The sequence below is a fragment of the Sphingomonas fuzhouensis genome (assembly GCF_034659795.1).
GTDB lineage: Bacteria > Pseudomonadota > Alphaproteobacteria > Sphingomonadales > Sphingomonadaceae > Sphingomonas > Sphingomonas fuzhouensis.
Genome location: NZ_JAXSQY010000001.1, coordinates 172,043 through 196,425 on the forward strand (window position 1 = coordinate 172,043; position 24,383 = coordinate 196,425).

The window sequence follows — 24,383 nt, forward strand, 5'->3', positions numbered from 1 at the left end:
CGCCGGGGGTGGGGGGTCGGGGCGGGCCCGGGCGGGGGGGGGGGGCCCCCCCCCCCCCCCCCCGCCCAGCAGCGCCTCGCCTGCGTCGGCCCCTCACCCCAGCCCTCTCCCCGATGGGGAGAGGGAGCGGCTTGCCGATCTGGCGGAGCGCGCCGCGTACCTTGCGAAGGCCGATCTCGTCACCGGCATGGTCGGCGAGTTCCCCGAATTGCAGGGCCTGATGGGCGGTTACTACGCCGCCGCGCAGGGCGAAGACCCGGCCGTCGCCGAGGCGGTGCGCGATCACTACAAGCCGGTCGGACAGGGGGATGATGTTCCCACCGCGCCGGTCACGGTGGCGGTGGCGCTGGCGGATAAGCTGGATAGCGTTGCGCAGTTCTTCATGGTGGGGTTGAAGCCCAGCGGTTCTAAGGACCCGTTCGCTTTGCGTCGGGCCGCCCTGGGTATCGCAAGCACGATCCAGCAGAACGGCCTGCGTCTGCCGTTCTATCCGGCGAGTGTCCGTGCCATGGGCAATGCCGATCACGGATCGACAGAGATGATGGACTTCATCATCGACCGCCTCAAGGTCCAGCAACGCGAAGCGGGCGTCCGTCACGACCTGATTGACGCGGTGTTCGCGCTGGGCGGCGAGGACGATCTCGTCCGCCTGCTCGCCCGCGTCCATGCGCTGCAAGCCTTCGTTACCACCGACGACGGCACCAACCTGCTTGCCGGGTACAAGCGCGCCGCGAACATCCTGAAGAAAGAAGGCGTCGAGGGCGATCAGCAATGGACCGCGCCGACCTACACGCTTGAACCCGCTGAGGCCGATCTGATCGCCGCGCTCGACGCGGCCGAGCCCAAGGCGGCCGAGGCGGTGAAGGCCGAGGATTTCGAGGCCGCCATGGCCGCGCTCGCCTCGCTCCGCGCGCCGATCGACCGGTTCTTCGACGATGTCACCGTCAACGACGCCGACCCGGACAAGCGGACCGCGCGCCTCGCGCTGCTCGCCCGTGTCCGGGCGGCCGTCCATACGGTGGCGGATTTCTCGCGGATCGAGGGATGACGTGATCCGGATCGGGAGACGGGATGCCTGCCTTCTGTCTTCCCCTCCGGCAATATCGCCTTATTAAGACCGACGCCTGTGTCCCCAGGGCGTCGGACGTGACGACCAGTAAAGGATCGAACCGATGACCTATGTGTACCGCTTCGGCGGCGGCGTTTCGGACGGCGGCAAGGGGGACAAGAACTTGCTTGGCGGCAAGGGCGCGAATCTGGCCGAAATGGCCTCGATCGGGCTGCCGGTGCCGCCGGGCTTCACCATCTCGACCGCGATGTGCACCCGCTATTATGAGGATGGCGAGCAGTTTCCGCAGGAGCTGCGCGACGAGGTGGCCGACGGCATCGCGCATATCGAGGCGGTGACGGAGAAGCGTTTCGGCGACGCGCAAAACCCGCTGCTCGTCTCGGTCCGCTCGGGCGCGCGGGTGTCGATGCCGGGCATGATGGACACGGTGCTGAACCTCGGCCTCAACGACGCGACGGTCGCGGGGCTGGCGAAGAAGGCGGGCGACGAGCGTTTCGCCTGGGACAGCTATCGCCGCTTCATCCAGATGTATGCCGATGTCGTCCTGGAGCTGGATCACGGCGCGTTCGAGGAAGCGCTGGAGATCGCCAAGGAGGATAACGGCTTCACCCTCGACACCGAGATGTCGGCCGAGGACTGGAAGGCGCTGGTCACGACCTATAAGGGCCTGGTCGAGGAACAATGGGGCAAGCCCTTCCCGCAGGACGTTCACGACCAGCTTTGGGGCGCGGTCGGCGCGGTGTTCGGATCGTGGCAATCGGAGCGCGCGAAGGTCTATCGCCGCCTGAACGACATTCCCGCCGACTGGGGCACCGCCGTCAACGTACAGGCGATGGTCTTCGGCAATATGGGCGACACCTCGGCGACGGGCGTGGCCTTCACGCGCGATCCGTCCAAGGGCGACCGCGCTTATTATGGCGAGTTCCTGATCAACGCGCAGGGCGAGGACGTGGTCGCGGGCATCCGCACGCCGCAGTACCTGACCAAGGCCGCGCGCGAGGAAGCCAATGCCAAGCCCGCCTCGATGGAAGAGGCGATGCCGGAGGTTTACGCCGAACTGGCCGCCGTCTTCGACCGGCTCGAAACCCATTATCGCGACATGCAGGACATCGAGTTCACGGTCGAACAGGCCAAGCTCTGGATGCTCCAGACCCGTTCGGGCAAGCGCACCGCCAAGGCCGCGCTGAAGATCGCGGTCGACATGGCGAATGAAGGCCTCATCACCCGCGAGGAAGCGATCGCGCGGGTCGATCCGGCGGCCCTCGACCAGCTGCTTCACCCGACGCTCGACCCCGATGCGAGCCGCGATGTCCTGACCAAGGGCCTGCCCGCCAGCCCCGGTGCCGCATCAGGCAAGGTGGTGTTCGACGCCGATGCCGCTGAGCGCGCGGCGGCGGCGGGCGAGGCAGTGATCCTGGTCCGGGTGGAAACCAGCCCCGAGGACATTCACGGCATGCATGCGGCCAAGGGCATCCTGACCGCACGCGGCGGCATGACCAGCCATGCGGCGGTCGTGGCGCGCGGCATGGGCCGGCCTTGCGTCTCGGGCGCGGGGTCGCTGTCGATCGACAACAAGGCTAAGCTGCTGCGTGTCGGTAGCCGCGAGGTGCGCGAGGGCGACATCCTGACGCTCGACGGGTCGACCGGTGAGGTGATGGTCGGCGCGGTCGCGACGGTGCAGCCCGAGCTGGCGGGCGATTTTGGCACGCTGATGGAATGGGCCGATCAGGTCCGCCGCCTGAAGGTTCGTGCCAATGCCGAAACCCCGCTCGACTGCCAGACCGCGCGCGATTTCGGTGCCGAGGGCGTCGGCTTATGCCGGACCGAGCATATGTTCTTCGACGCCGCGCGGATTACGGCGGTGCGCCAGATGATCCTCGCCTCGGACGAAGCGGGCCGCCGCGCCGCGCTCGCCAAGCTGCTGCCCGAACAGCGCGCCGACTTCACCGCGATCTTCGAGGTGATGGCAGGCCTGCCGGTGACGGTGCGCCTGCTCGACCCGCCGCTGCACGAGTTCCTGCCGCAACAGGAGGCCGAGTTCGCCGAGGTCGCCACCGCGGCGGGCGTGGATGTCGACACGCTGAAGCGCCGGGCGAACGAACTCCATGAGTTCAACCCGATGCTCGGCCATCGCGGCTGCCGCTTGGGCGTGACGTACCCCGAGATCTACGAGATCCAGGCGCGGGCGATCTTCGAGGCGGCGCTGGATGTTGCGGAGAAGTCCGGCGAGGCCCCGATACCCGAGGTCATGATCCCGCTGGTCGCCACGCGCCGTGAGCTGGAGCTGATGAAGGCGGTCGTCGACAAGGCCGCACAGGCGGTCTTTGCCGAGCGCGGCAAGACGGTCGAATATCTGGTCGGCACCATGATCGAGCTGCCGCGCGCCGCGCTGAAGGCTGGGGAAATCGCTGAGGTGGGCGAGTTCTTCTCCTTCGGCACCAACGACTTGACGCAGACGACGCTGGGCGTCAGCCGCGACGATGCCGCGCGCTTCCTGAGCGCCTATGTCGAGAAGGGCATTTACGCCAAGGACCCGTTCGTCAGCCTGGATGTCGAGGGCGTGGGCGAACTGGTCAGCCTGGCCGCCGAGCGCGGCCGGGCGACGCGGCCCGGCATCAAGCTTGGCATTTGCGGCGAGCATGGTGGCGACCCGGCGTCGATCGCGTTCTGCGAGCAGGTCGGCCTGGATTATGTCTCGGCCAGCCCGTATCGCGTGCCGATCGCCCGCCTCGCGGCGGCGCAGGCGGCGTTGAAGGCGCGGTGATTTTGGGGGGAGGGCGGTTTGGGCGGGTTTATCGCCTGGAACCTTCCCTCCCCCATCCCCTCCCGCTTGCGGGAGGGGAGCGTTTCAGGGCAGCCGTTTCGCCTCGTTCTGAAGCACCAGCCTGGTCGGGTCGCTAGAGCGCGATGACGTCCGTTTGATCCAATCCGTCATTGCGAGCGTAGCGAAGCAATCCAGAGCGTCTTGCCCGGACACTGGATTGCTTCGCTACGCTCGCAATGACGATTCCAGCTCATGTCACCCTTCTCTAGAGGGCTCCGCTCGGTACGCCCCGCCCGCAGGCGGGAGGGGATGGGGGGAGGGCACGGTGTCTCACCGAGCCCCAACCCTATGAAACCCGTCACCCGTTCGTCGTCGTGCGGTTCGCGAAATCGAACCACCCGCGCCGCTCACCCGCCGGATAGGCCGGACGCGCCGCAGTGGCCGCGACGGGGCGGTAGGGCGCCCGCTCCACCACTGGGGCGGCAGCAACCGGCTGCGTGGTCGCCAGCCGATGGTTCTCACGCTCCAATTCGGCGATGCGGGCTTGTGCGGCGGACAGCTTGGTTTCGGTATCCTTCACCTGCGCGGCATGGGCGTCACGCTCGGTGGCGTAGCGGGTGCGCCATTTGCGGCCGCCCGGATGGCTCGCCAGCCCGAAGAGCCAACCCGCGATGAGGACCAGCCCCAATACGGCGAATTGCGTGGTCGAAGTGAACAGCATCGCGTTGATCCCTGCCTGTTGATCGGTATCTGTTACGACCGGTCAACGACTGGCGGTGGCGCTGGTTGCGCCGGGCGTGCGCCTAGTGCCCCGTGACCAGCGAGTCCTTGATCGAACAGGCGGCGGGCCCCAGGATCACGACGAACAGCACCGGCAGGATGAATAGGATCAGCGGTACCGTCATGATCGCGGGCAGGCGCGCGGCCTTTTCCTCGGCGCGCATCATGCGTTCGTTGCGGAACTCGGCCGACAGGATGCGCAGCGCGCTGGCGAGCGGGGTGCCGTATTTCTCGGTCTGGATCATCGTCGTGACCACACCGCGCAGCGAGTCCAGATTGACCCGCATGGCCAGATTCTCCAGCGCCTGGCGCCGGTCGGTCAGGAAGCCGAGTTCGACCGAGGTCAGCTGAAACTCGTCGCCCAGCTCCGGATAGGCGCGCCGCAACTCGCGCGAGACGCGGGCAAAGGCCGCGTCGATGGTCAGGCCCGCCTCGGCGCAGATCACCATCAGGTCGAGCGCATCGGGCAGGCCCTTGCGGATCGCGGCGGTCCGCTTGTCGATCTGGTTCTTTAGCGCGATGTCGGGCGCCTTATAGGACAGCACCAGCGTTCCGGCGACGATCATGTAACGGCTGAAGCCGCTCCATGCGGCAAAGCTATCCGTGCCATAGACCCACAGGGCCATGGCGCCGCCCAGCACGATCGGCAGGACCATCCGCGCGAAGATTACCGCGATGGCCATTTCCTTCGACCGGATACCCGCCTGGAGCAGGCGGATATGGACCGCCTTGAGCTGTTCGTCCTGCAGCACCTTGAACGTGCTCAGGATGGTGCGCATCCGGCCGAGCATGTCGTCGCGGTCGATCAGTTGCGCGCGGCGCTTGGGCGGACTGACGACCCCGGCCTTCAATTGCTCGCGCCGTGCGTTGAGCGCCCGCACCCGCCGGGTCATCGGATCGCGCTGGCCAAGCAGCATATAGCCCGCCGCCAGCAGCGCGAAGAGGCACACGCCCCAGAGCAGCGTAGTGAAGGATGCCGCGGAAAGGCCGAGAAAGACGGGGGCGGGGTTGTTCATTCAGATCTCGAAACTAATCATGCGGGACATGATGAAGGCGCCCAGGCCCATCCAGATGAGACCCGCCCCTCCGACCAGCATCAGGCGCGGATCGACGAAGAAGCGTGCCATATAGGGTTGGTTGATCATCCAGATCATGCCGAACACCGCAAAGGGCAGGCACCCGATGATATAGGCCGATGCCTTGGATTCGGACGACATCGCCTTGATCTTCAGCTTGATCTGCGCGCGTTTGCGCAGGACCTCGCCCAAGTTGGACAGCGTCTCGGCCAGGTTGCCGCCGGTCTCTCGCTGGATGGCGATGGCGATGACGAAGAAGCGGAACTCGGCGATGTCCAGCCGGTCGGCGGTCTCCTGAAGGGCGGCGTCCATCGACCGGCCGATCCGCATCCGGTCCGCGACGCCGCGAAACTCCTCGCCCACCGGGCCGGGGAGTTCATGGCCGACGACGCTCATCGTCTCGGCGATCGGCAGGCCTGAGCGGAGGCCGCGTACCATCAGGTCGATGGCGTCGGGAAAGCGCGTGACGAACCGGGCGACGCGGCGCGAAATGGTCCGGCCGACCACGACATGCGGCACCCAGAGTCCCAGGAGCAGCGCGACCAACAGCGCCAGGAAGAAGGACAGGCCCAACATGGTCAGGGCCAGCATCAGGCCCAGCGCCAGCCCAGCGCTCGCCAGGCCATATTGGCCGACGGTCCAGCCGCGCCCGGTCCGATCCAGCCGTGTCGCCATCTTGGCCGGGTTGGGCAGGATGCGGCCGAACGCCTTGTCCATCCGCGTGTCCCCGGCCAGCGCGATCCCGCGCGAACCTGCTGCGGCCGCCTCCATCGGCTTGCCGAGGTCGAGCGCGACCCGCCCGCGCAATCCCGCCAGGCGGCGCGTCTGGCTGCGCGACCGGGCGGGCGTGGTAAAGGCCGAGATCGCCATCGCCAGGGTCAGGAAGACCCCCATGGCCAGCATCAGGGTTGTCGTGATCGACATCGACGTCAGGCGGTCCGTGCCCGCTTGCCGAGCAGCGCCTTCAGGTCGAACCGGTCGAGCAGGCCGCGCCGCCCGGTCATCGCCCCGTCGTCGCTGTCGGTCGAGGCGCAGAGACGCTGTGCCAGCGCGATCAGCGGCGCGATGGTGCGCGAGGTGCGGCCCAGTTCGGCGATCGGCTTGCCGAGCTTCGCGGCCTGGACGACCAGCTTGGGGTCATAGGGGATCAGGATATCGACCGGACATTCGATCGATCCCTCGAAGTCGCTTTGCGTGATCTCGCTCTGCGCGGTCGGCTGGACCCGGTTGGCGACGGTCAGGATCGTCGCCTGCGGGGCGTGCGTCTTCAGCCAGGACAGCAGGCGGATGGTGTCGCGCGCGGCGGCCAGGGTAAACTCGGTCACCAGCACGATCGTCTGAGCGGTCGTGGCCAATGCGGGTTGCTGGATCATCGTGCTGCGCGGCAGGTCGACGATGGTCGCCTCGAAATTCAGCCGCATCTCCTCCTGCAACTGGGCAAAGGCGAGGCCGTCGGTCAGGATCGGGGCGCTGATCGGCGCCTCGGCGGACAGGATCGCCAGCTTTTCGGAGGCGCGGACCATCGCGCGTTCCAGGAACAGCCCGTCGATGCGGCTGGGATTGTCGATCGCGTCGATCAGCCCGCGCCCCGGCTCCAGGTCGAGCGCCAGCGCGGCGGTGCCGAAATGCACGTCCAGGTCCAGGACGGCGGTCGTCCGCTCCAGCCGCTCGGCCATCAGCCAGGCGAGCGAGGTGGCGATGGTCGAGCTGCCGACCCCGCCGCGCACGCCGACCACCGCGATGCTGCATGCCGGGCGTTCGGGCGTGAGCTCGGTGGCGCGGGGGGCGTGAAGCATGGCCCGCGCCTGGCCGATCGCGTCGCGCAACTGGTCGGGATTGATCGGTTTCAGCAGATAGTCGTGCAGCCCGCTGGTCATCAGCGTCCGGTACAGCCGGACATCGTTGACCGGGCCGATCGCGATCACGATCGTACCGGGCTCGCACACTTCGGCCAGATTGCCGATCTCGCTGGCGGGATCGACGGTGTCGGTCAGGTCGACCAGGAGGATTTGCGGGCTGGCGGATACCGCCAGCGCCTGGATCGCGCCGGACAGGCCGCCGTTCGACACCTTGTCGGGCGACCAGCCCTGTTCGGTGACGAGCGGGCGGAGCGCCTCCGCCGTCCAGTCGTCGCTGACAAAGGCCAGGAACGGATCGCGCGTGGTCAGCGTGCTCATTTTCCAGGGCGCGTTCACAGGCCGCCTCCGGCGTTCGGTGCACCGGCGCCTCCACCCATGCCGCCGCCCGAATCCCCGCCTGCGGCACTGGGATTGCGCAGCGCGGTGCCGCCATTGCCGGTCGGTATGGCGTTGCGCAGCGCCTTGACCGCGCGGGTCGCCACGGCCGGGTCGCTCGTCGCGGGGCCCTGTGCGCCGCGAACCAGATCGGTCGGGTCGGCGACCATCGCGGCCAGGTTGCGATTGACCGCGCAACCATGGTTGGACGACGTGCGCCCCTCCAGATCAAGGGCGGTGTCGCTGCGCAGATCGGGGCAGCCGGGCACCGTCGCGGTGGCCCGCGTCACCACCACGCGGATGGTGGCGGGCGCGACCGGATTGCGCGCGATCGGCGAGGACGGACCGACCAGCAAGCCGTAGCGGCCGATGACCTCGGCCACTTCGCGATAGGCCATGGGGCCTTCGCCCGCCGGGTCCTCCACGGTGACGCGGTCGCCATAGCCCAGCCGCAAATTGCGCGCCCAGCCGTCAAGCCGCCGATCCTCATCCGCCGCCAACCGGCGACCGGACAGAGCGAGGTCGAGCGCATAGTCGGTCTGCGACACGACCGGCTGATGGCTGGACTCCAGCCCCGGCTGACCGGCGCCCATGCAGCCGCCGGTCATCAGCGCGAGGCCCAGCGGCATCAGGAGAAGCGAGGAACGACGCATGGGGCGTATCATCCTTGGGGAGGCGGTCATTCGGAAAAGCCCGGCGTCGGCACGCCCTTGCGGACGGGCAGGGCGGCCGGTGCGGTGGAGGACACCGGGGCGGCGACCCCGGCGGCCATCGGGCGGCCCTGTACCGGCGGGGCCATGGTCGGCACCGGGCGCGGCGCGGCAACGCCGCCGCCGCCTAGCCGACCCAGCAGCACCCGCTCGGCATCATTGGCCGATCGCATCCCGTCGGTCGGCAGTGCGATGTCCGAGGGCGAGTTGACCGGCTTCACCAGATAGGGGGTGATGATGATGACCAGTTCGGTCTCATTGCGTTTGAACGCGTTCGAGCGGAACAGTGAGCCGATCAGCGGCAGGTCGCCCAGCCACGGCGTCTTTTCGATCGAGTTGTCGCGCGAGTTGGACAGCAGCCCGCCGATCATCATGCTCTGGCCCGACCCCAGCTCCAGCGTGGTTTCGGCACGCCGGGTGGTCAGCGCGGGGATCGTCATTCCGTTGATCGTCACCGAGCCCAGCGAGGTCAGCTGCGACACTTCCGGCCGGACGCGCAGCGAGATGCGGCCGTCCGACAGCACCGTCGGCGTGTAGGACAGGCTGACGCCATATTGCTTATATTCGACCGACACCGTGCCGAAGCCGCTCGACAGCGGGATGGGAATCTCGCCGCCCGCCAGGAAGGTCGCGGTTTCGCCCGACAGCGCGGTCAGGTTCGGATTGGCGAGCGTCGATACCTGGCCCAGCGTCTCGCCCAGGTCGATCGCGCTCAACAGGTCCATGCCCAGAACGCGCCCGGCCAGGCCCAGCGTCGTCCGCTGAGAGCCCTGGTTGAAGGTATATTGGGTGCCCGTCACATTACCGGCCGTGTCGAGCACGTCCCCGATCGTGCCCGCCTTGCGCCCCGACGCGATGCCGAAGATGAAGCCGCCGCTATTGTCGCGGTTCAGCAGGTTGACGCCGATCGTCTTGACGAAGTTGCGATTGACCTCGGCAATGCGGACCTGAAGATTGACCTGAAGCGGGGTCGCGGTCTTCAACCGGCTGATGATCTTGGTGTCCTTGCCGACATAGGTCTGGACCAGCCGCTCGGCCTCCGCCACGTCGTCGGGGGAGGCGACCGTGCCGGTCAGCAGGATCAGGCCGTTCATCGGTGTCGCGGTGATCGCCGCCTCGGGCATGGCCAGCGTCAGCATCCGCCCGATCGAATCGAGATTGTTGCCGACGCGCACCGTCGCCGCATAGACGACCGCGCCGCCGCGTGCGGTGGCCGAGACGGTCGTCTCGCCGGGCTTCTTGCCGAAGATATAGAGCTGGGTGGGGGAGCGGACCTGGACATCGGCGATGCTGTCGTCGGCGACGAACAGGTCGGTCATCGGCCGGGGCAGGGTGATGAGCCGTGCGCGCCCGGTATTGATGCTCAACGTGCCCGAGGCGTCGCGCGCCGTCGCGCCGTCATCCGGCCCGGCCGGTGCCGCCCTGGCGGGCGAGGGCGCGAGAAGCAGCGGGGCCAGCATCAGCGCAAAGGCCGAGGTGCGGGCCATGCCGCAAAGGTTCGATCGCAGCGACATGGTCAATTCCCACCCATCGAAGGTACGGCGCTGGCCGCTGCGGCGGAGCTGGTGCCACGCATGACATGCACGCCAGCGGTATCGCCCGCGCCGCGCCCGGCCTGGCCGACGCTGGCCATGGACGGTGCGCCACCGGTGCCGCCCGCATCGGTGCCACCCATCGTGCCGTGATCCGGCACCCCGTTCCTCTGGCGGCCCGGAATGGTGCGCCGCTGATAGCGGGATATGTCGCCGCCGGTGACGTAGGAGGCGCGATCGGCCATCGGTTGCGCGATGCTGCTCGTATCGCCCGAGGCCCGCTCGTCCGGCCGTTCGGCCAGCGCGCGCAGCGACAGCGACAGCGTGCCCACGGTCTGCGCGACCGCCAGCTGCTCGGCCATTTTGGGCGTCGTCTCGACGGTGACGGTGGTAAAGGTCTGGACCGGCGTCTTGCCGTTGTCGGCGGCCTGATTGTCGGTGCGCTGGTCGGTCGCCAGCACGCGGATGTTGCGCAGGATCGTCTCCGACACCTTCAGCGGAGGGCCGTCGCCGCCGCCCGTCACATCCTGGGTCAGGACCACGTCGATCCGGTCGCCCGGAAACACGAAGCCCGCGACCCCCGTCTGCGCCGACACCGGCAGGGTCACGGCGCGCATGCCGGGGGTCAACGCGGCGGCCAGGAAGCCGCGATCGCCCGGCCGCACCACGGCGCCCTGGGTCAGCGGCTGGCCCGCTGTGATCGCATAGCGCAGGACGGTGCCCTGCAGCTTGGCGATATCGGCCTGGCCTTTCACATAATAGGCACCGGCCACCATATCCTTGGGCCAGGGCTGGAATTTCAGGGCGGTGGTGTCGAGGATCGTGCCGACCGGCAGGGTGCGGGTGGCCACCAGGACCTCGCTCTGCGCACCGGCGGGCTGGGGCATGACGATCGCGGCGGCCTGGGCCACGCCGCTGCCGGACGTCAGGGTCCGGGCGAATAGAGCCGTGATCCCCGCGATCAGCAGGGCCCCGACCAGCAGTAGGATTTTACGACTGTCCATCCTGATTCTTCGGCCTTGGCCAAGCCCCCTGCTCGACCGGAATGGCGGGTTAAATAGGTTGGAAGGGGTTAAATAACGGTTCCTGCAGGACCACGAGCGTCGCGATCGCGATCGCCACGCCGTAGGGAACCTCGACAGCGGCGGCGGCGTCGCCATGCTTGCGGACGCGCAGGTGCCGGTCGACCAGCATCGCGATCGTGACCGCCCCGCCCGCGATCGACATGAGCAGCATCATGCGGAACAGCGAGGACGGCGGCAGCCATAACGCGATCGCCGCGATCATCTTCACATCGCCGCCGCCCATCATGCCGATGCGAAACGCCTGGGCGAACAACAGGAACATGGCGATGGCGACCGCGACCTGTATCGCCATGTCGGGCCAGACCGACAGGCCGCTCGCCCACCACCATAAGGGCGCGAGCAGCGCGATCGCGATGTTCTTGCGATCGGCGATCTCACGGGTGCGCGCGTCCTCGATCCCCGCCGAGACGAGCAGCAGAACGAGCGCGGCCAGCAGCGCGATACGCAATATGGTCCATTCCATCGGATAACGCCCTAGACGGCGGGGCTTTCGAAACCGTAACCGGGACATGGATGACCGACGCCCTTGCCCTTCGCCGTAGCTTCCCGGCCGCCGCCACCTTGTCGCGCTGGCAGGCGCCCGACGGATGGGACCATCGGCGTTTCGACTGGGCAGCCGAGCGGCCGCGCGGGCGGTTGCTGTTCCAGACCGGGCGCGCCGATGTCGTCGAGAAATATCTGGAGGTCTTCGCGCATCTGGTTGCGAGCGGGTGGAGCGTCACCGCCTTCGACTGGCGCGGGCAGGGGGGATCGGGGCGGTTGTTGGCCGACCCGCATGTCGGCCACGGTCGCAATTTCTCCGTGCTGGTCGAGGATCTGCGCGCCTTCTGGGCCGGATGGCGCGGCGAAGGCGCGGTGGGGCTTCCCCATGTCCTGCTCGGCCATTCGATGGGCGGGCACTTGGCCTTACGTGCGGTCGTCGAGGGGGCGGTCGATCCCGACGCGCTGATCCTTGTCGCGCCGATGCTGGGCCTGCGCCTGCCGACCGGCGCGCTGCTGGGCGCGGGGATCATCCGCCTGATGAACGCGCTGGGCCGGGCCGAGCGGGCCATATGGGACGCCAAACAGGGGCCGGGCCTGCACACCCGCCAGCGCAACCTGACCCATGATGTCGGGCGGTTCGAGGATGAGGGCTATTGGTATGCCCGGCACCCCGAACTGGCGCTGGGGCCGCCCAGCTGGGGCTGGCTGGCCTCCGCGCTGCGCTCGATCGGTGCGCTGAACCGCGATCCCCGGCTGGGCCGGATTACCGTCCCCACCCTGATGTTGATCGCCGAGGCGGACCGGCTGGTCGACCCTCATGCCGCCCTCAGGATCGCGCGGCGGATCGGCGCCAGGGTCGAGCGTTTCGGGCCTGAGGCGGCGCATGAACTGTTGCGCGAGGTCGATCCGGTGCGGTTGCGGGCGCTGTCGGCGATCGATGCGTTCCTGAGCGGCGTCGCGGCATGATCCACGACGTCGCGATCGTCGGCGCAGGCATGGCGGGCGCGAGCCTGGCCGCCGCGATCGGCACGCGCGCGCGCGTCGTGCTGCTGGAGGCCGAAGACATGCCCGGCCGCCACGCGACCGGGCGCTCGGCCGCCTTCTGGTCGGAAACCTATGGTGGCCCGGCAGTGCAGCCTTTGACCACCGCATCGGGTTCGGCCTTGCGCGAGGGCGGCTATCTGACGCCGCTGGGCTCGCTCCATATCGGACGGGTAGAGGATGCCGCCCGGATCGACCGCCTGCTGGCCGACTTTGCCGGGACCGGTGTCGACCTGTCGCGCATCGACCCGGCGACGCGTGTCCCCGGTCTGCGCCCCGAATGGGCATATGGCGTGTGGGAGCCGAGCTGCGCCTATATCGATGTCGCCGCGCTCCACGCCGGTTATCTGGCGGCGGCACGCAATGCGGGGGCCGTGCTGATGACCGACGCCGCGCTGATCGCGGCCGAGCGTCGTGACGGTATTTGGCATCTCGACACGCGCGCCGGCCCGATCACGGCGCGGTTGCTGGTCAATGCGGCGGGCGCCTGGGCGGACGAGGTCGCGTGCCGCGCCGGGGCCGGGCCGATCGGCATCACACCCTATCGCCGGACGATGGTGCAGCTCCGCACCGACCCACCCGCGCCCGAAGGCCTCCCCCATGTCGTCGACATAGCGGGAAATTTCTACTTCAAGCCCGAGGCGGGCGGCCGCCTCTGGCTGACCCCGCATGACGAGACCCCAAGCGCGGCCTGCGACATCGCGCCCGAGGAATGGGACGTGGCGGTCGCGATCGACCGGCTGGAGCATGTGGTCGACTGGCGCGTAACCGCGGTCGAGCGCCGCTGGGCGGGCCTGCGCAGCTTCGCCCCCGACCGCGCGCCGGTCTATGGGTTCGATGCGAAGACACCGGGCTTCTTCTGGTGCGCAGGCCAGGGCGGCTTCGGCATCCAGACCGCCCCGGCCGCGGCCGCCCTGGCGGCGGCGCTCCTGCTGGGCGAAGGGGATGTGCCGGGAGGCGTGGATGCGGAACGCTATGCGGCAGGGCGGTTCTGAAGCTGGCTTTGCCTTTGACGGCTATCGCCCAATTGCTGCAAATACTGGTTATGACAGCCTATGCCGAAGTCGATCTCGTCATCGACGTCTGGGCGCAAGCGGCGGGTCAAAAGCACTTCATAGGGACTCACCCCTCTCCTGAAGGGGAGGGGCTCGCGTCGGGTCAATGCAATGTCACCGCGCTATAGATATAGAGCGCGATGACGTCAGTTTGACCCAATCCGTCATTGCGAGCGTAGCGAAGCAATCCAGTGTCCGGGCAAGACGCTCTGGATTGCTTCGCTACGCTCGCAATGACGATTCCAGCTCATGTCATCCTTCTCTAGCGCCACGGCCTACTTCCGAAACGTATCCGCGGCATCGCTTGCCAGCTTGTCGGCGCGTTCGTTGTCGGGGTGGCCGGCATGGCCCTTGACCCATTTCCATTCGATCTGGTGGCGCGCCGCCGCTTCCAGCAGGGCCTGCCAGAGTTCGGCGTTCTTGACGGGCTTCTTGTCCGCCGTTTTCCAGCCATTGCGCTTCCAGCCGTGAATCCACTTGGTCAGGCCGTCCATCACATAGCGGCTGTCGGTCGACAGCGTCACCGCGCAGGGGCGCTTGAGCGCGTTCAGCGCCTCGATCGCCGCCATCAGTTCCATGCGGTTGTTGGTGGTCAGCGCCTCGCCGCCCGACAATTCCTTCTCATGCGTGCCGGAGCGGATCAGCGCGCCCCAGCCGCCGGGGCCGGGATTGCCCTTGCACGCGCCGTCGGTGGCGATCTCGACAGGCGTCACAGTCCGGCCTTTCCGTCGCGATAGGCGATATAGCGCCGCCAATAGGCCAGCGGGTCCTTGCGCGTCACTAGCGCGTCGGCAGGGGTGTTGAGCCAGTCCCAGGCCCGCGACAGGGCAAAACGCAGACAGGCTCCCATGGCCAGCTTGGCGAACGCAGCGCGCTCGGCGTCGGTCAGCGCAAAGTGACGTTCATAGCCTTCGACCAGCGCCGCGCCGATCTCCGGCGCATAGGTCTCGCCGCTGGCGTCAAAGCTCCACGCCGAGTGCATGACGGCGAGGTCGTAAACCCGGTAATCGGTGCAGGCGAAATAAAAGTCGATCAGCCCCGTGACCGTATCGCCCAGCACCAGCACATTGTCGGGGAAGAGGTCGGCATGGATGACGCAGGTGTCGAGGCCCTGTGCGTCCCAACCGTCGAGTACCGCGTCCAGCGCCTCGTCCATCGCATCGTGCAGGCCCGGCGCGATCCGGTCGAGATCGCGCCCGCATTGCGCGAACAGCGGACGCCAGCTGGCATAGCCCATCGAATTGGGGCGGTTGCGCGGGAAGTCCGCCACTGCACGGTGCATCGCGCCCATCGCATCCGCCGCCGCCAGCGCCTGGGCCGGGCTGGGGTGTGAGAGCGACACACCGGTCAGGAACTGGATCAGGCAGGCGGGGCGACCCGCCAGTTCCTGGATCTCCACGCCGTTGCGGTCCTTGATCGCGGGCGGCACCGGCAGACCCTTGGCCGCCAGATGGTCGAGCAGCGCCAGGAAGAAGGGCAGGTCGCCCGCCGCCACGCGCTTTTCGTACAAGGTCAGGATGAACCGCGCGGTCGTGGTGTCGACCAGATAGTTGCTGTTCTCGACCCCCTCGGCGATCCCCTTGGCGGAGATCAGTTGGCCAGCGTCATAGCGCGCCAGAAACGCCGACAGCGCCTCGGCCGAAACCTGCGTATAGACGGCCATGGCTCAGGCGGCCGCTTCCAGCCCGCGCGGCAGCTTGAACGCGATCGTCTCGCGCGTCGTCTCTTCCTCGCGCTCGGAAACGGTGAAGCGCTCGGACAGGCGATCGACCAGTTCGCGGACCAGCAGCTCGGGCGCGGAGGCCCCGGCGGTCAGGCCGAGCGTTGTCACACCGTCCAGGAACGCCCAGTCGAGATCGGCGGCGCGCTGGATCAGCTGCGCCCGCTTGCCCGCCCGCTCGGCCACTTCGACCAGACGCAGCGAATTGGAGGAGTTGGGCGCGCCGATCACCAGCACCGCGTCGCACTCGGCGGCGATCGCCTTGACGGCGGCCTGACGGTTGGAGGTAGCGTAGCAAATATCCTCGCCGCGCGGTGCCTGGATCGAGGGGAAGCGGCGCTGCAACGCGTCGATCGTGGCGGCGGTGTCATCCACCGACAGGGTGGTCTGGGTCAGGAAGGCGAGATTGTTAGGATCGGCGGGGGCGAAAGCCTCGACATCCGCGACCGTCTCGATCAGCGACATGGACCCTTGCGGCACCTGGCCGAAGGTGCCGATGACCTCCGGGTGACCGGCATGGCCGATGAAGACGATGTGGCGGCCCATCTCGACCAGCCGTTCGGCCTGGCGATGCACCTTGGAGACGAGCGGGCAGGTGGCGTCGAGATAGTCGAGGCCGCGGCTCTCGGCGTCCGCCGGCACCGACTTGGGCACGCCGTGGGCGGAGAAGACGACATGGGCGTGCGGCGGCACCTCGTCCAGTTCCTCGACGAAGATCGCGCCCTTGGCCTTCAGGCTGTCGACGACGAACTTGTTGTGGACGATCTCGTGACGGACATAGACCGGTGCGCCGTGTTTCTCGAGCGCGAGTTCGACGATGCGAATGGCGCGGTCGACGCCCGCGCAGAAACCGCGCGGGGCGGCGATCAACAGGTCGAGCGGCGGCTTCGGGGCGTCGGTCAGGGATGCGGTCATGCGCACGGCTCTACGCCATTGCTTGCGCGCGTCCAACCCGGTTCCTATGCTGGCGACCAAACCGGCATCCTGCTTCGGCATCCAGAATAGGCGTTTCGACCTGTGAAAGCATCGTTTCTCGCTCCCGTTGCCCTTGCGCTCATTCTGGGGGGCTGTGCCCGTACCGGTGAGATCGACGCCTCGGGCGGCATCACCGCGGTTCGCTCGGCCTGTCCGGTCGTCGGTGTGGCGGCCGGGACCGGCGACATCACCCTGTTCAAGACGCCGGGCGCGACCGACGAGCGTTCGATCGACGTCGTCGCCAACATGACCGATGTCCGCGGCACCTGCGCCGATGCAGGCTCGGACATCGTGACGACGGTCAGCTTCGTGGTGGAAGCGCGGCGGACCGACACGGCGGCGGCGCGCGACCTGACCCTGCCTTATTATATCGCGATCGTGCGTGGTGGGACCAATGTCGTCGCCAAGCGTGTCGGCCGGGTGAATGTGCATTTCGACGCTGGCCAGGCACGCGGCCAGGTGGCGGGCGAAGCCTCCACCACCATCGCACGTGCGGCGGCGACGCTGCCCGACGAGGTCCGCGAAAAGCTGACCCGTCGCCGCAAGGCCGGGGACGAGGACGCTGCGATCGATCCGTTGACCCAGCCCGATGTGCGCCAGGCGGTGGCGAGCGCCAGCTTCGAGGCGCTGGTCGGGTTCCAGCTGACCGACGCGCAGCTGCGGTACAACGCGACTCGCTGACCAAGCGGCCCCTCCACCACGCCCTTGCGGGCGCGATCCCCCTCCCCAAGCGAGCTTGGGGAGGAATAGGTCTTCAAATCCTCCCCATCGGAGATGGGGAGGGGGACCGCCGCGAAGCGGTGGTGGAGGGGCGTCGCCCCCAGCTTTCCACATCTTTCCCTGCAACGACCGCCGTTCCCGATTGACTTGCACCCACCCGCCCGGCAGAGGGCGCGGCGTCGATGTCGGACATGTCCGACATAGGCGCGCGCGGGAGAGCGCCGGGGTCATCTTTCAGGTGACGAAACCCGGCCGCCGAAGGAGCAACCACCCCGGAATCTCTCAGGCAAATGGGACCGCGCGATCGCCATCGACACTCTGGAAAGCGCGCTTCGGCTCACGCCGTCGTGCCACCGAAGGGGTAAGCCGGAAATTCCGGCGAAAGCTCTCAGGTTCCGTGACAGAGGGGGATCGGATCGGGTAAGGACATTTGCGTCCCTAGCCGACACCCTTTTGACGGAGACCGGCCCCGTGAGCGACGCAACCGACCTGAACGTAGAAGACGCCCCCGAGGGTCAGGAGATCATCCAGACGCTGCCGCTGGACGCATGGCATCGTGCGCGCGGCGGCCGGATGGTCCCGTTCGCCGGATACGAGATGCCGGTACAGTATGAAGGCATCATGGCCGAGCATCTCTGGACCCGCGAGTCGGCCGGACTGTTCGACGTCAGCCATATGGGTCAGGTGGTCTTCACCGGCGAGAACGGGCTGGCCCCGGTCATCACCGCGCTGGAAAAGGTCCTGCCGGGCGACATTACGGGTCTTGGCGATCGCAAGAATCGCTACTCGCTGCTGCTCAACGAAGAGGGCGGCATTCTTGACGACCTGATGGTGACCAAGCGCACGCTGGACGGCGCGGAAGAGCTGTACATGGTCGTCAACGGCGCGACGAAGTATGACGATATCGCCTATCTGCTCGACTTCATCCCGGACGATGCGACGCTGAACCTGCTCGACGAGCAGGCGCTGCTGGCGCTCCAGGGCCCCAAGGCGGTCGATGCCCTCTCGCGGATCGTGCCGGGGGTCGAGGCGCTGGTGTTCATGACCGCCGCCGACTTCACCTGGAACGACGTGCCGCTGTGGATCAGCCGCTCGGGCTATACCGGCGAGGACGGCTACGAAATCTCGATCCCGGCGGACCATGCCGCGGTCTTTGCTGACCTGCTCTGCGAACAGGCCGAGGTGAAGCCGATCGGCCTGGGCGCGCGCGACTCGCTGCGTCTGGAGGCGGGTCTGCCGCTCTATGGCCATGACCTCGATCCTGAGACGACGCCGGTGATGGCCGATCTAGGCTTCGCGCTGGCCAAGAAGCGTCGCGAGGCGGCCGACTTCCTGGGGGCCGAGCGTATCATCGCCGAGCGTGAGAACGGCCCCGCCGTCAAGCGTGTCGGCCTGACCGTCGCGGGCCGCCAGCCGGTGCGCGAGGGCGCGTCGGTGGTCGCCGAGGACGGATCGGTCATCGGTCGCGTCACCAGCGGCGGCTTCGCCCCCTCGATGGGCGCGCCGATCGCCATGGCCTATGTGCCGACCGAGCTGGCGACGCCCGGCACGGCAGTCAAACTTCTTCAGCGCGGCAAGACCCATGACGCCACCGTCACGGCGATGCCGTTCGTCCCCCATCGTTACGTTCGTTCAGGAGCCAAGTGACCATGAGCCGCTATTTCACCGAAGATCATGAGTGGATCGACGTCGACGGTGATGTCGGCACGGTCGGCATCTCCGACTATGCGCAGGGCGCGCTGGGCGACATCGTGTTCGTCGACGTCCCCGAGGAAGGCCGCGAGCTGTCCAAGGGCGACGAGGCCGCCGTGGTCGAGTCGGTCAAGGCCGCGTCGGACGTCTATGCGCCGGTGTCGGGCACCGTGGTCGAGGGCAATGCCCAGCTGGCCGACGAGCCCGCGCTGGTCAACAGCGACCCCGAGGGCGAGGGCTGGTTCTTCAAGATCACGCTGTCGGATGCGTCCGAGCTGGACGGCCTGATGGACGAAACCGCCTACGCCGCGTTCGTCGCCAAGCTCTAAAACACATTCAGCCCCTCCCCTTCAGGGGAGGGGTTGGGGTGGGGCGCATCCCCGAAGCGAGGTGCTTGTGGCATGGCCCCACCCCCGGCCCCTCCCCTGAAGGGGAGGGGAGAGAAGGATTCCGATGCGCTACCTGCCCCTTACCTCTTCCGATCGGGCCGAGATGCTCTCGGTCATCGGTGCTGGATCGGTCGACGATCTGTTCGTCGACGTGCCCGAATCCGCCCGCCTGTCCGGCCCCATCGAGGGGCTGCCCGACCACGCGTCCGAACTGGCGGTCGAGCGGCATATGACTGCGCTCGCCCGCAAGAACACCGTGGCGGGCGACGTGCCCTTCTTCCTGGGCTGCGGCGCCTATCGCCATCATGTCCCCGCATCGGTCGATCATCTGATCCAGCGCGGTGAGTTCCTGACCGCCTATACGCCCTATCAGCCGGAAATCGCGCAGGGCACGCTTCAGATGCTGTTCGAGTTCCAGACGCAGGTCGCGCGTCTGCTCGGCACCGATGTCGCCAACGCCTCCATGTATGACGGCTCGACCGCCTGCTGGGAAGCGATCGGCATGGCGCGGCGCATCACCAAGAAGTCCAAGGCGATCCTGTCGTCGGGCCTGCACCCGCACTATGTCTCGGTCGCCAAGACGATGGCGAAGTACACCGGCGACACGCTGGAGACGGCCGCGCCCGTCCTGACCGCCGAGACCGATATCGACCAGATGATCGCGGCGATCGACGGCGACACGTCCTGCGTCGTCGTCCAGTACCCCGACATTCTGGGCCGTATCGCTGACCTGACCCCGCTGGCCGAGGCCTGCCACGCCAAGAAGGCGCTGCTGATCGCCGTCGTGACCGAGCCGGTCGCGCTGGGTGCGATCCGCTCGCCGGGCGAGATGGACGCCGACATCGTCGTCGGCGAAGGCCAGTCGCTGGGCGTCGGGCTTCAGTTCGGCGGGCCCTATGTCGGCCTGATGGGCTGCAAGGACAAATATATCCGTCAGATGCCGGGCCGCTTCTGTGGCGAGACGGTGGACGCGGACGGCAAGCGCGGCTTCGTGCTGACGCTGTCGACCCGCGAGCAGCATATCCGTCGCGAAAAGGCGACGTCCAACATCTGCACCAACTCCGGTCTGTGTGCGCTGGCCTTCTCGATCCACATGACGCTGCTGGGCGAGGCGGGTCTGCGCCGCATGGCGGGGATCAACCACGCGAACGCCTGCCGCGCGGCGGATCGTCTGGCGAAGGTGCCGGGCGTGAAGCTGGTCAATGACGTGTTCTTCAACGAGTTCACGCTGGACCTGGGTCGTGAGGCGCGGCCGATCGTGCGGACGCTCGCCGATCGCGGCGTGCTGGCGGGCGTGTCGCTCGGGCGGCTCTATCCGGGCGAGGATGCGCTTCAGAACGGACTGGTGGTGGCGGTCACCGAAACGGTGACGGCGGAGGATATCGAAACGCTTGCCCAAGCGCTTGAGGAGGTGCTGGCATGACGATCAACCAGAGCGGCTGGAAGCCCACGAGCCCCGAAGCCAAGGACAGCGATGTGCCCGCGACCTTCACCGGCAACCGCGCGCTGATGCTGGAAGAGGCGCTGATCTTCGAGATCGGTGATACCGAAACCACCGGCGTCGATTTCGCCGAAGGCGATGTCGCGGGTTCGCGGCTGGGTGACCTGAGCCGCAAGGCCCCGATCGGCCTGCCGGGCCTGTCGGAGCCGGAGACGGTGCGCCATTACACCCGTCTGTCGCGCCAGAATTACGCGATCGACCTCGGCCTGTTCCCGCTGGGTTCGTGCACGATGAAGCACAATCCGCGCCTGAACGAGAAGATGGCGCGGCTGCCGGGGTTCAGCGACGTTCACCCGCTCGCGCCGGTCGATACGGTGCAGGGCGCGCTGGAGGTGATTCACCAATTGGCGCACTGGCTGGTCACGCTGACCGGCATGACCTCAGTCGCGATGAGCCCCAAGGCGGGCGCGCATGGCGAGCTGTGCGGCATCCTGGCGATCAAGGCGGCGCTGGAGAAGCGTGGCGAGGGCCATCGCAAGGTGATCCTGGTCCCCGAATCGGCGCACGGCACCAACCCGGCGACGGCGGCGTTCGCGGGCTTCTCGGTCGAGGACATTCCCGCGACCGCGGACGGCCGTGTCGACACGGCGGCGCTGAAGGCGCGGCTGGGGCCGGACGTGGCGGGCGTGATGATCACCAACCCGAACACCTGCGGCCTGTTCGAGCGCGACCTGAAGGACATTTCCGACGCGGTTCATGCGGCGGGCGGTTACGTCTATTGCGACGGCGCGAACTTCAACGCCATCGTCGGGCGCGTGCGTCCGGGCGATCTGGGCGTGGATGCGATGCACATCAACCTGCACAAGACCTTCTCGACCCCGCATGGCGGCGGCGGGCCGGGTTCGGGGCCGGTGGTGTTCTCGGAGGCGCTGACGCCGTTCGCGCCTTTGCCCTTCGTCGAGAAGACGGGCGAGGGCTTCCGGCTGGTCGAGGAGGAAAATGCCGACGACCATCATGCCGACAGCTTCGGCCGCATGGTCGCCTTCCATGGCCAGATGGGCATGTTCACCCGCGCGCTGACCTATATCCTCAGCCACGGTGCGGACGGCCTGCGTCAGGTCGCCGAGGATGCGGTGCTCAACGCCAACTATGTCCTGCGTTCGCTGGAAACCACGCTCGACGCGCCCTTCGCCAAGAGCGGCCCGTGCATGCACGAAGCCATCTTCTCGGACGACAATCTAGCCGAGGGCTTCTCGACGATCGACGTTGCCAAGGCGCTGATCGACGAGGGTTTCCACCCGATGACCATGTATTTCCCGCTGGTCGTCCACGGTGCGATGCTGGTCGAGCCGACCGAGACCGAGTCCAAGGCCGCCCTCGACCAGTTCATCGGCGCGCTGCGTTCGGTGGCGGAGCGCGCCAAGGCCGGTGACCCGTCGCTCAAGACCGCGCCGCACTTCGCGCCGCGCGCGCGCCTCGACGAGACGCTGGCCGCGCGCAAGCCCGTGCTGGTGTGGAAGGACAAGGCGGCCTGATCGGCCAACCCCCGCGCTATTCCCGAATGGATGGCGCGGGGGGACTGCCACCGTCCGTCATTGCGAGCGTAGCGAAGCAATCCAGAGCCACGGGCAAGACGCCCTGGATTGCTTCGCGACGCTCGCAATGACGTCAAAGCGCGGTAAACAAACAGATCCCGCCCAGGATCACCCCCGGCGCATTGGCGAATACGATCGGCCAATCGCGCTTTTCGCGCATGAAACCATAAGCGACCCAGAGCGAACAATTCACCATCGTCGCGAGCGGCTGGACGGTCGAGCCCTTATGGCCCGCCAGATTCAGCTGTATCTGGTCGATATAAGACAGGTACATGGCCACGGCCGTTGCGGTGGCGATCCAGCCGAGCAGCATCAATTTCCGTTCGCTCACAGGCGCTTGGTTTCCTTTCATGACAGATAAATCGATTGAAGCCCGTGTGACGGACGCACAAGCGGAGCGGGATGTTCCGACCCGCGACACGACCCATATGCACTTCGACGAAGCCCAGGCGGCGACGTTGGAGACGATCCTGCGCTGGCGCCGGGATGTCCGGCACTTCCGGACCGACCCGGTCGACGAGGCGGTGCTGGCGCGGCTGGCCGAGGTGATGGCGCTAGCGCCGTCGGTCGGTAATGCACGGCCCTGGCGGGTGATCCGGGTTGCGGACCCTGCGTTGCGCGCCGCCGTGCGCGCCGATTTCGAACGCTGTGATATGGAGGCGGCGGCCGACTATGCCGATGACCAGGCTGCGGCCTATCGCGCGCTGAAGCTGGCCGGGCTCGACGCCGCGCCGGTGCAACTGGCGGTCTTCACCCATATCGATCCGGCGGAGGGCCATGGCCTCGGCCGCCGCACCATGCCGGAAACGTTGCGCCAGTCGACCGCCATGGCCATCCATACGCTGTGGCTGGCGGCGCGAGCGGCCAATCTGGGCATGGGCATGGTGTCGATCCTCGACCCCGCGGAGATGGAGCGCATCTTCGCGGTGCCGGAGGACTGGGCCTTCACGGCGTATCTGTGTCTGGGTCATGCCGAATGGGACGACGACACGCCGCTGCTCCACCGGGTGGGGTGGCAGGAAAATGCACCGACGCGCTGGGACGTGCGTTAATCGTCCGGCGCGGTCGTCATCGTCTGCTGCTTGCCCAAGCGCTGCTCGCGCCACACGATGAACAGCCCGCTGGCGATGATGATCGGCGCGCCCATCCAGGTGCTGGTCGCGGGCAGCACCCCGAAGATCAGCCAGCCATAGACGGTCGCCCAGATCAGCCCCGAATAGTCCATCGGCACCACGGCCGCCACCGGCGCCAGCCGCGACGCGCCGGTCAGCGCGATCTGCCCCACGCCGCCGACCAGCCCGATCGAGATCAGGATCGCCCAGGTCAGCGCGTCATGGCCCTGGATGTTGAAGCTATAGGGAATGGCGATGAAGGGCAGGGTGAGCGTCGAGAAATAGAAGACCGTCGTCCCCGAAGGCTCGTCGCGCAACTGCCGCAGCAGGATGGCGACGATCGCGACGAACATCGCCGCGAGCAACCCGACACCCGCCCCGAACAGCGACATGTCGTTCGCCCCCGGCCGCACCACGATCAGCACGCCCGCAAAGCCGACCAGCACCGCGCTCCACCGCTGGATGCCTGTCCGCTCGCCCAGCACCAGTGCACCCAACAGCGTGGCAAAGATCGGCACGGTGAACTGGAACGTCGTCGCCTCGGCGAGCGGCAGCAACAACACCGCACCGAAGGTGAAGACCATGCCGACCAGCCCGACCATCGATCGCGCCAGATGCCCCTTGAACCGTGTGGTCCGCAGCGACCCCAGGCCCGGCCCCGCCATCACGAAGCCCAGCACCACCGGCAGCGCGCAGAATTGTCGCCAGAACATGGTTTCGAACAGGGTCGCCCCGCGCGATTCGGCCAGCTTGATGAGCGCCGACATGGTCGACAGGAAGAAGATGGCGATCAGGCGCAGGCCGATGCCCTTGAGCACGCGGTCGCCGGTCATGCACCTGCCCCTAACCCTTGGGCGGGCACGAGAAAACCCCGAACGCGGCCAGCCCCTTGGCGAGCATGGGTCTTTGC

The 24,383-nt window shown here is 67.6% G+C and carries 22 protein-coding genes, 1 pseudogene and 1 riboswitch; of the genes and pseudogenes, 10 read left to right on the forward strand and 13 right to left on the reverse strand.

All coding sequences use genetic code 11. The features are described from left to right. Positions 1–1,048 (forward strand): annotated as a pseudogene (gene glyS / locus U1H82_RS00890) (glycine--tRNA ligase subunit beta); the annotation flags it as partial. Between the two features lie 124 nt (positions 1,049–1,172). After that, positions 1,173–3,833: a pyruvate, phosphate dikinase gene (gene ppdK / locus U1H82_RS00895; RefSeq protein WP_322963041.1), complete on the forward strand. Its 2,661-nt coding sequence runs from the start codon at positions 1,173–1,175 to the stop codon at positions 3,831–3,833. Positions 3,834–4,191: 358 nt separating this feature from the next. Here the strand turns inward: ppdK and U1H82_RS00900 are convergent, their stop codons facing one another. The 8 genes from U1H82_RS00900 to U1H82_RS00935 form a co-directional block, all read right to left on the reverse strand. Beyond that, complete coding sequence (locus U1H82_RS00900) at positions 4,192–4,554, reverse strand: hypothetical protein (protein ID WP_322963042.1); 363 nt, start codon at positions 4,552–4,554, stop codon at positions 4,192–4,194. Between the two features lie 82 nt (positions 4,555–4,636). Continuing rightward, entirely contained in the window at positions 4,637–5,629 is a 993-nt protein-coding gene (locus U1H82_RS00905) for a type II secretion system F family protein (protein WP_322963043.1), read from the reverse strand. Then, the gene (locus tag U1H82_RS00910; RefSeq protein ID WP_322963044.1) at positions 5,630–6,613 is read right to left on the reverse strand and encodes a type II secretion system F family protein; all 984 of its coding nucleotides are present in this window, start codon (positions 6,611–6,613) and stop codon (positions 5,630–5,632) included. Positions 6,614–6,618: 5 nt separating this feature from the next. Beyond that, positions 6,619–7,884, reverse strand: coding sequence for a nucleotide-binding protein (locus tag U1H82_RS00915; protein ID WP_322963045.1), 1,266 nt, complete (start codon positions 7,882–7,884; stop codon positions 6,619–6,621). Continuing rightward, positions 7,881–8,576, reverse strand: coding sequence for a CpaD family pilus assembly lipoprotein (locus U1H82_RS00920; protein WP_322963046.1), 696 nt, complete (start codon positions 8,574–8,576; stop codon positions 7,881–7,883). Before U1H82_RS00920 ends, U1H82_RS00915 begins: the two co-directional genes overlap by 4 nt. Before the next feature lie 26 nt (positions 8,577–8,602). Next, entirely contained in the window at positions 8,603–10,147 is a 1,545-nt protein-coding gene (locus tag U1H82_RS00925) for a type II and III secretion system protein family protein (RefSeq protein WP_322963047.1), read from the reverse strand. A gap of 2 nt (positions 10,148–10,149) precedes the next feature. Next, on the reverse strand, positions 10,150–11,169 hold the full coding sequence (gene cpaB, locus U1H82_RS00930; protein WP_322963048.1) for a Flp pilus assembly protein CpaB: 1,020 nt from the start codon (positions 11,167–11,169) through the stop codon (positions 10,150–10,152). Between the two features lie 49 nt (positions 11,170–11,218). Further along, positions 11,219–11,713 carry an A24 family peptidase gene (locus U1H82_RS00935; RefSeq protein ID WP_322963049.1) on the reverse strand — a complete coding sequence of 165 codons (495 nt, stop codon included), beginning with the start codon at positions 11,711–11,713 and terminating at the stop codon, positions 11,219–11,221. Between the two features lie 50 nt (positions 11,714–11,763). Here U1H82_RS00935 and U1H82_RS00940 point away from each other — a divergent pair, with 50 nt between their 5' ends. Both U1H82_RS00940 and U1H82_RS00945 read left to right on the forward strand, forming a co-directional pair. Then, positions 11,764–12,699 carry an alpha/beta fold hydrolase gene (locus U1H82_RS00940; protein ID WP_322963050.1) on the forward strand — a complete coding sequence of 312 codons (936 nt, stop codon included), beginning with the start codon at positions 11,764–11,766 and terminating at the stop codon, positions 12,697–12,699. After that, entirely contained in the window at positions 12,696–13,769 is a 1,074-nt protein-coding gene (locus U1H82_RS00945) for an NAD(P)/FAD-dependent oxidoreductase (RefSeq protein WP_322963051.1), read from the forward strand. The genes U1H82_RS00940 and U1H82_RS00945 overlap by 4 nt, the downstream gene beginning before the upstream one ends. Before the next feature lie 335 nt (positions 13,770–14,104). Here the strand turns inward: U1H82_RS00945 and rnhA are convergent, their stop codons facing one another. The 3 genes from rnhA to ispH are packed head-to-tail and all read right to left on the reverse strand — an operon-like array spanning position 14,105 to position 16,464. Then, positions 14,105–14,542, reverse strand: a complete 438-nt coding sequence (gene rnhA / locus U1H82_RS00950) for a ribonuclease HI (protein ID WP_322963052.1) — start codon at positions 14,540–14,542, stop codon at positions 14,105–14,107. Beyond that, complete coding sequence (gene thrB / locus U1H82_RS00955; RefSeq protein ID WP_322963053.1) at positions 14,539–15,492, reverse strand: homoserine kinase; 954 nt, start codon at positions 15,490–15,492, stop codon at positions 14,539–14,541. Before thrB ends, rnhA begins: the two co-directional genes overlap by 4 nt. A 3-nt stretch (positions 15,493–15,495) precedes the next feature. After that, a complete protein-coding gene (gene ispH / locus U1H82_RS00960) occupies positions 15,496–16,464 on the reverse strand; it encodes a 4-hydroxy-3-methylbut-2-enyl diphosphate reductase (protein WP_322963054.1) in 969 nt (322 codons plus the stop codon). 102 nt (positions 16,465–16,566) lie between these two features. Between ispH and U1H82_RS00965 the strand changes: the two genes are divergently transcribed. The 5 genes from U1H82_RS00965 (at position 16,567) to gcvPB (ending at position 22,301) form a co-directional block, all read left to right on the forward strand. Then, complete coding sequence (locus U1H82_RS00965) at positions 16,567–17,205, forward strand: hypothetical protein (RefSeq protein WP_322963055.1); 639 nt, start codon at positions 16,567–16,569, stop codon at positions 17,203–17,205. A 240-nt stretch (positions 17,206–17,445) separates the two neighbouring features. Then, positions 17,446–17,553, forward strand: a riboswitch (glycine riboswitch). A gap of 162 nt (positions 17,554–17,715) precedes the next feature. Beyond that, complete coding sequence (gene gcvT, locus U1H82_RS00970) at positions 17,716–18,891, forward strand: glycine cleavage system aminomethyltransferase GcvT (RefSeq protein WP_322963056.1); 1,176 nt, start codon at positions 17,716–17,718, stop codon at positions 18,889–18,891. 2 nt (positions 18,892–18,893) lie between these two features. After that, positions 18,894–19,265 (forward strand): glycine cleavage system protein GcvH, encoded by a 372-nt coding sequence (gcvH, locus tag U1H82_RS00975; protein ID WP_183950537.1) that lies wholly within the window; start codon positions 18,894–18,896, stop codon positions 19,263–19,265. A 124-nt stretch (positions 19,266–19,389) separates the two neighbouring features. Beyond that, positions 19,390–20,748 carry an aminomethyl-transferring glycine dehydrogenase subunit GcvPA gene (gene gcvPA / locus U1H82_RS00980; RefSeq protein ID WP_322963057.1) on the forward strand — a complete coding sequence of 453 codons (1,359 nt, stop codon included), beginning with the start codon at positions 19,390–19,392 and terminating at the stop codon, positions 20,746–20,748. Beyond that, positions 20,745–22,301, forward strand: coding sequence for an aminomethyl-transferring glycine dehydrogenase subunit GcvPB (gene gcvPB / locus U1H82_RS00985; protein WP_322963058.1), 1,557 nt, complete (start codon positions 20,745–20,747; stop codon positions 22,299–22,301). Before gcvPA ends, gcvPB begins: the two co-directional genes overlap by 4 nt. 133 nt (positions 22,302–22,434) lie before the next feature. Here gcvPB and U1H82_RS00990 read toward each other — a convergent pair whose 3' ends face one another. Continuing rightward, positions 22,435–22,674, reverse strand: coding sequence for a SemiSWEET family transporter (locus U1H82_RS00990; RefSeq protein ID WP_375339475.1), 240 nt, complete (start codon positions 22,672–22,674; stop codon positions 22,435–22,437). A gap of 64 nt (positions 22,675–22,738) precedes the next feature. On the opposite strand from U1H82_RS00990, the gene bluB reads away from it, so the two are divergent. Then, positions 22,739–23,413 carry a 5,6-dimethylbenzimidazole synthase gene (gene bluB, locus U1H82_RS00995; RefSeq protein ID WP_322963060.1) on the forward strand — a complete coding sequence of 225 codons (675 nt, stop codon included), beginning with the start codon at positions 22,739–22,741 and terminating at the stop codon, positions 23,411–23,413. Here bluB and U1H82_RS01000 read toward each other — a convergent pair. After that, positions 23,410–24,306: a DMT family transporter gene (locus tag U1H82_RS01000; protein WP_322963061.1), complete on the reverse strand. Its 897-nt coding sequence runs from the start codon at positions 24,304–24,306 to the stop codon at positions 23,410–23,412. The genes bluB and U1H82_RS01000 overlap by 4 nt on opposite strands. Positions 24,307–24,383 lie beyond the last annotated feature (77 nt).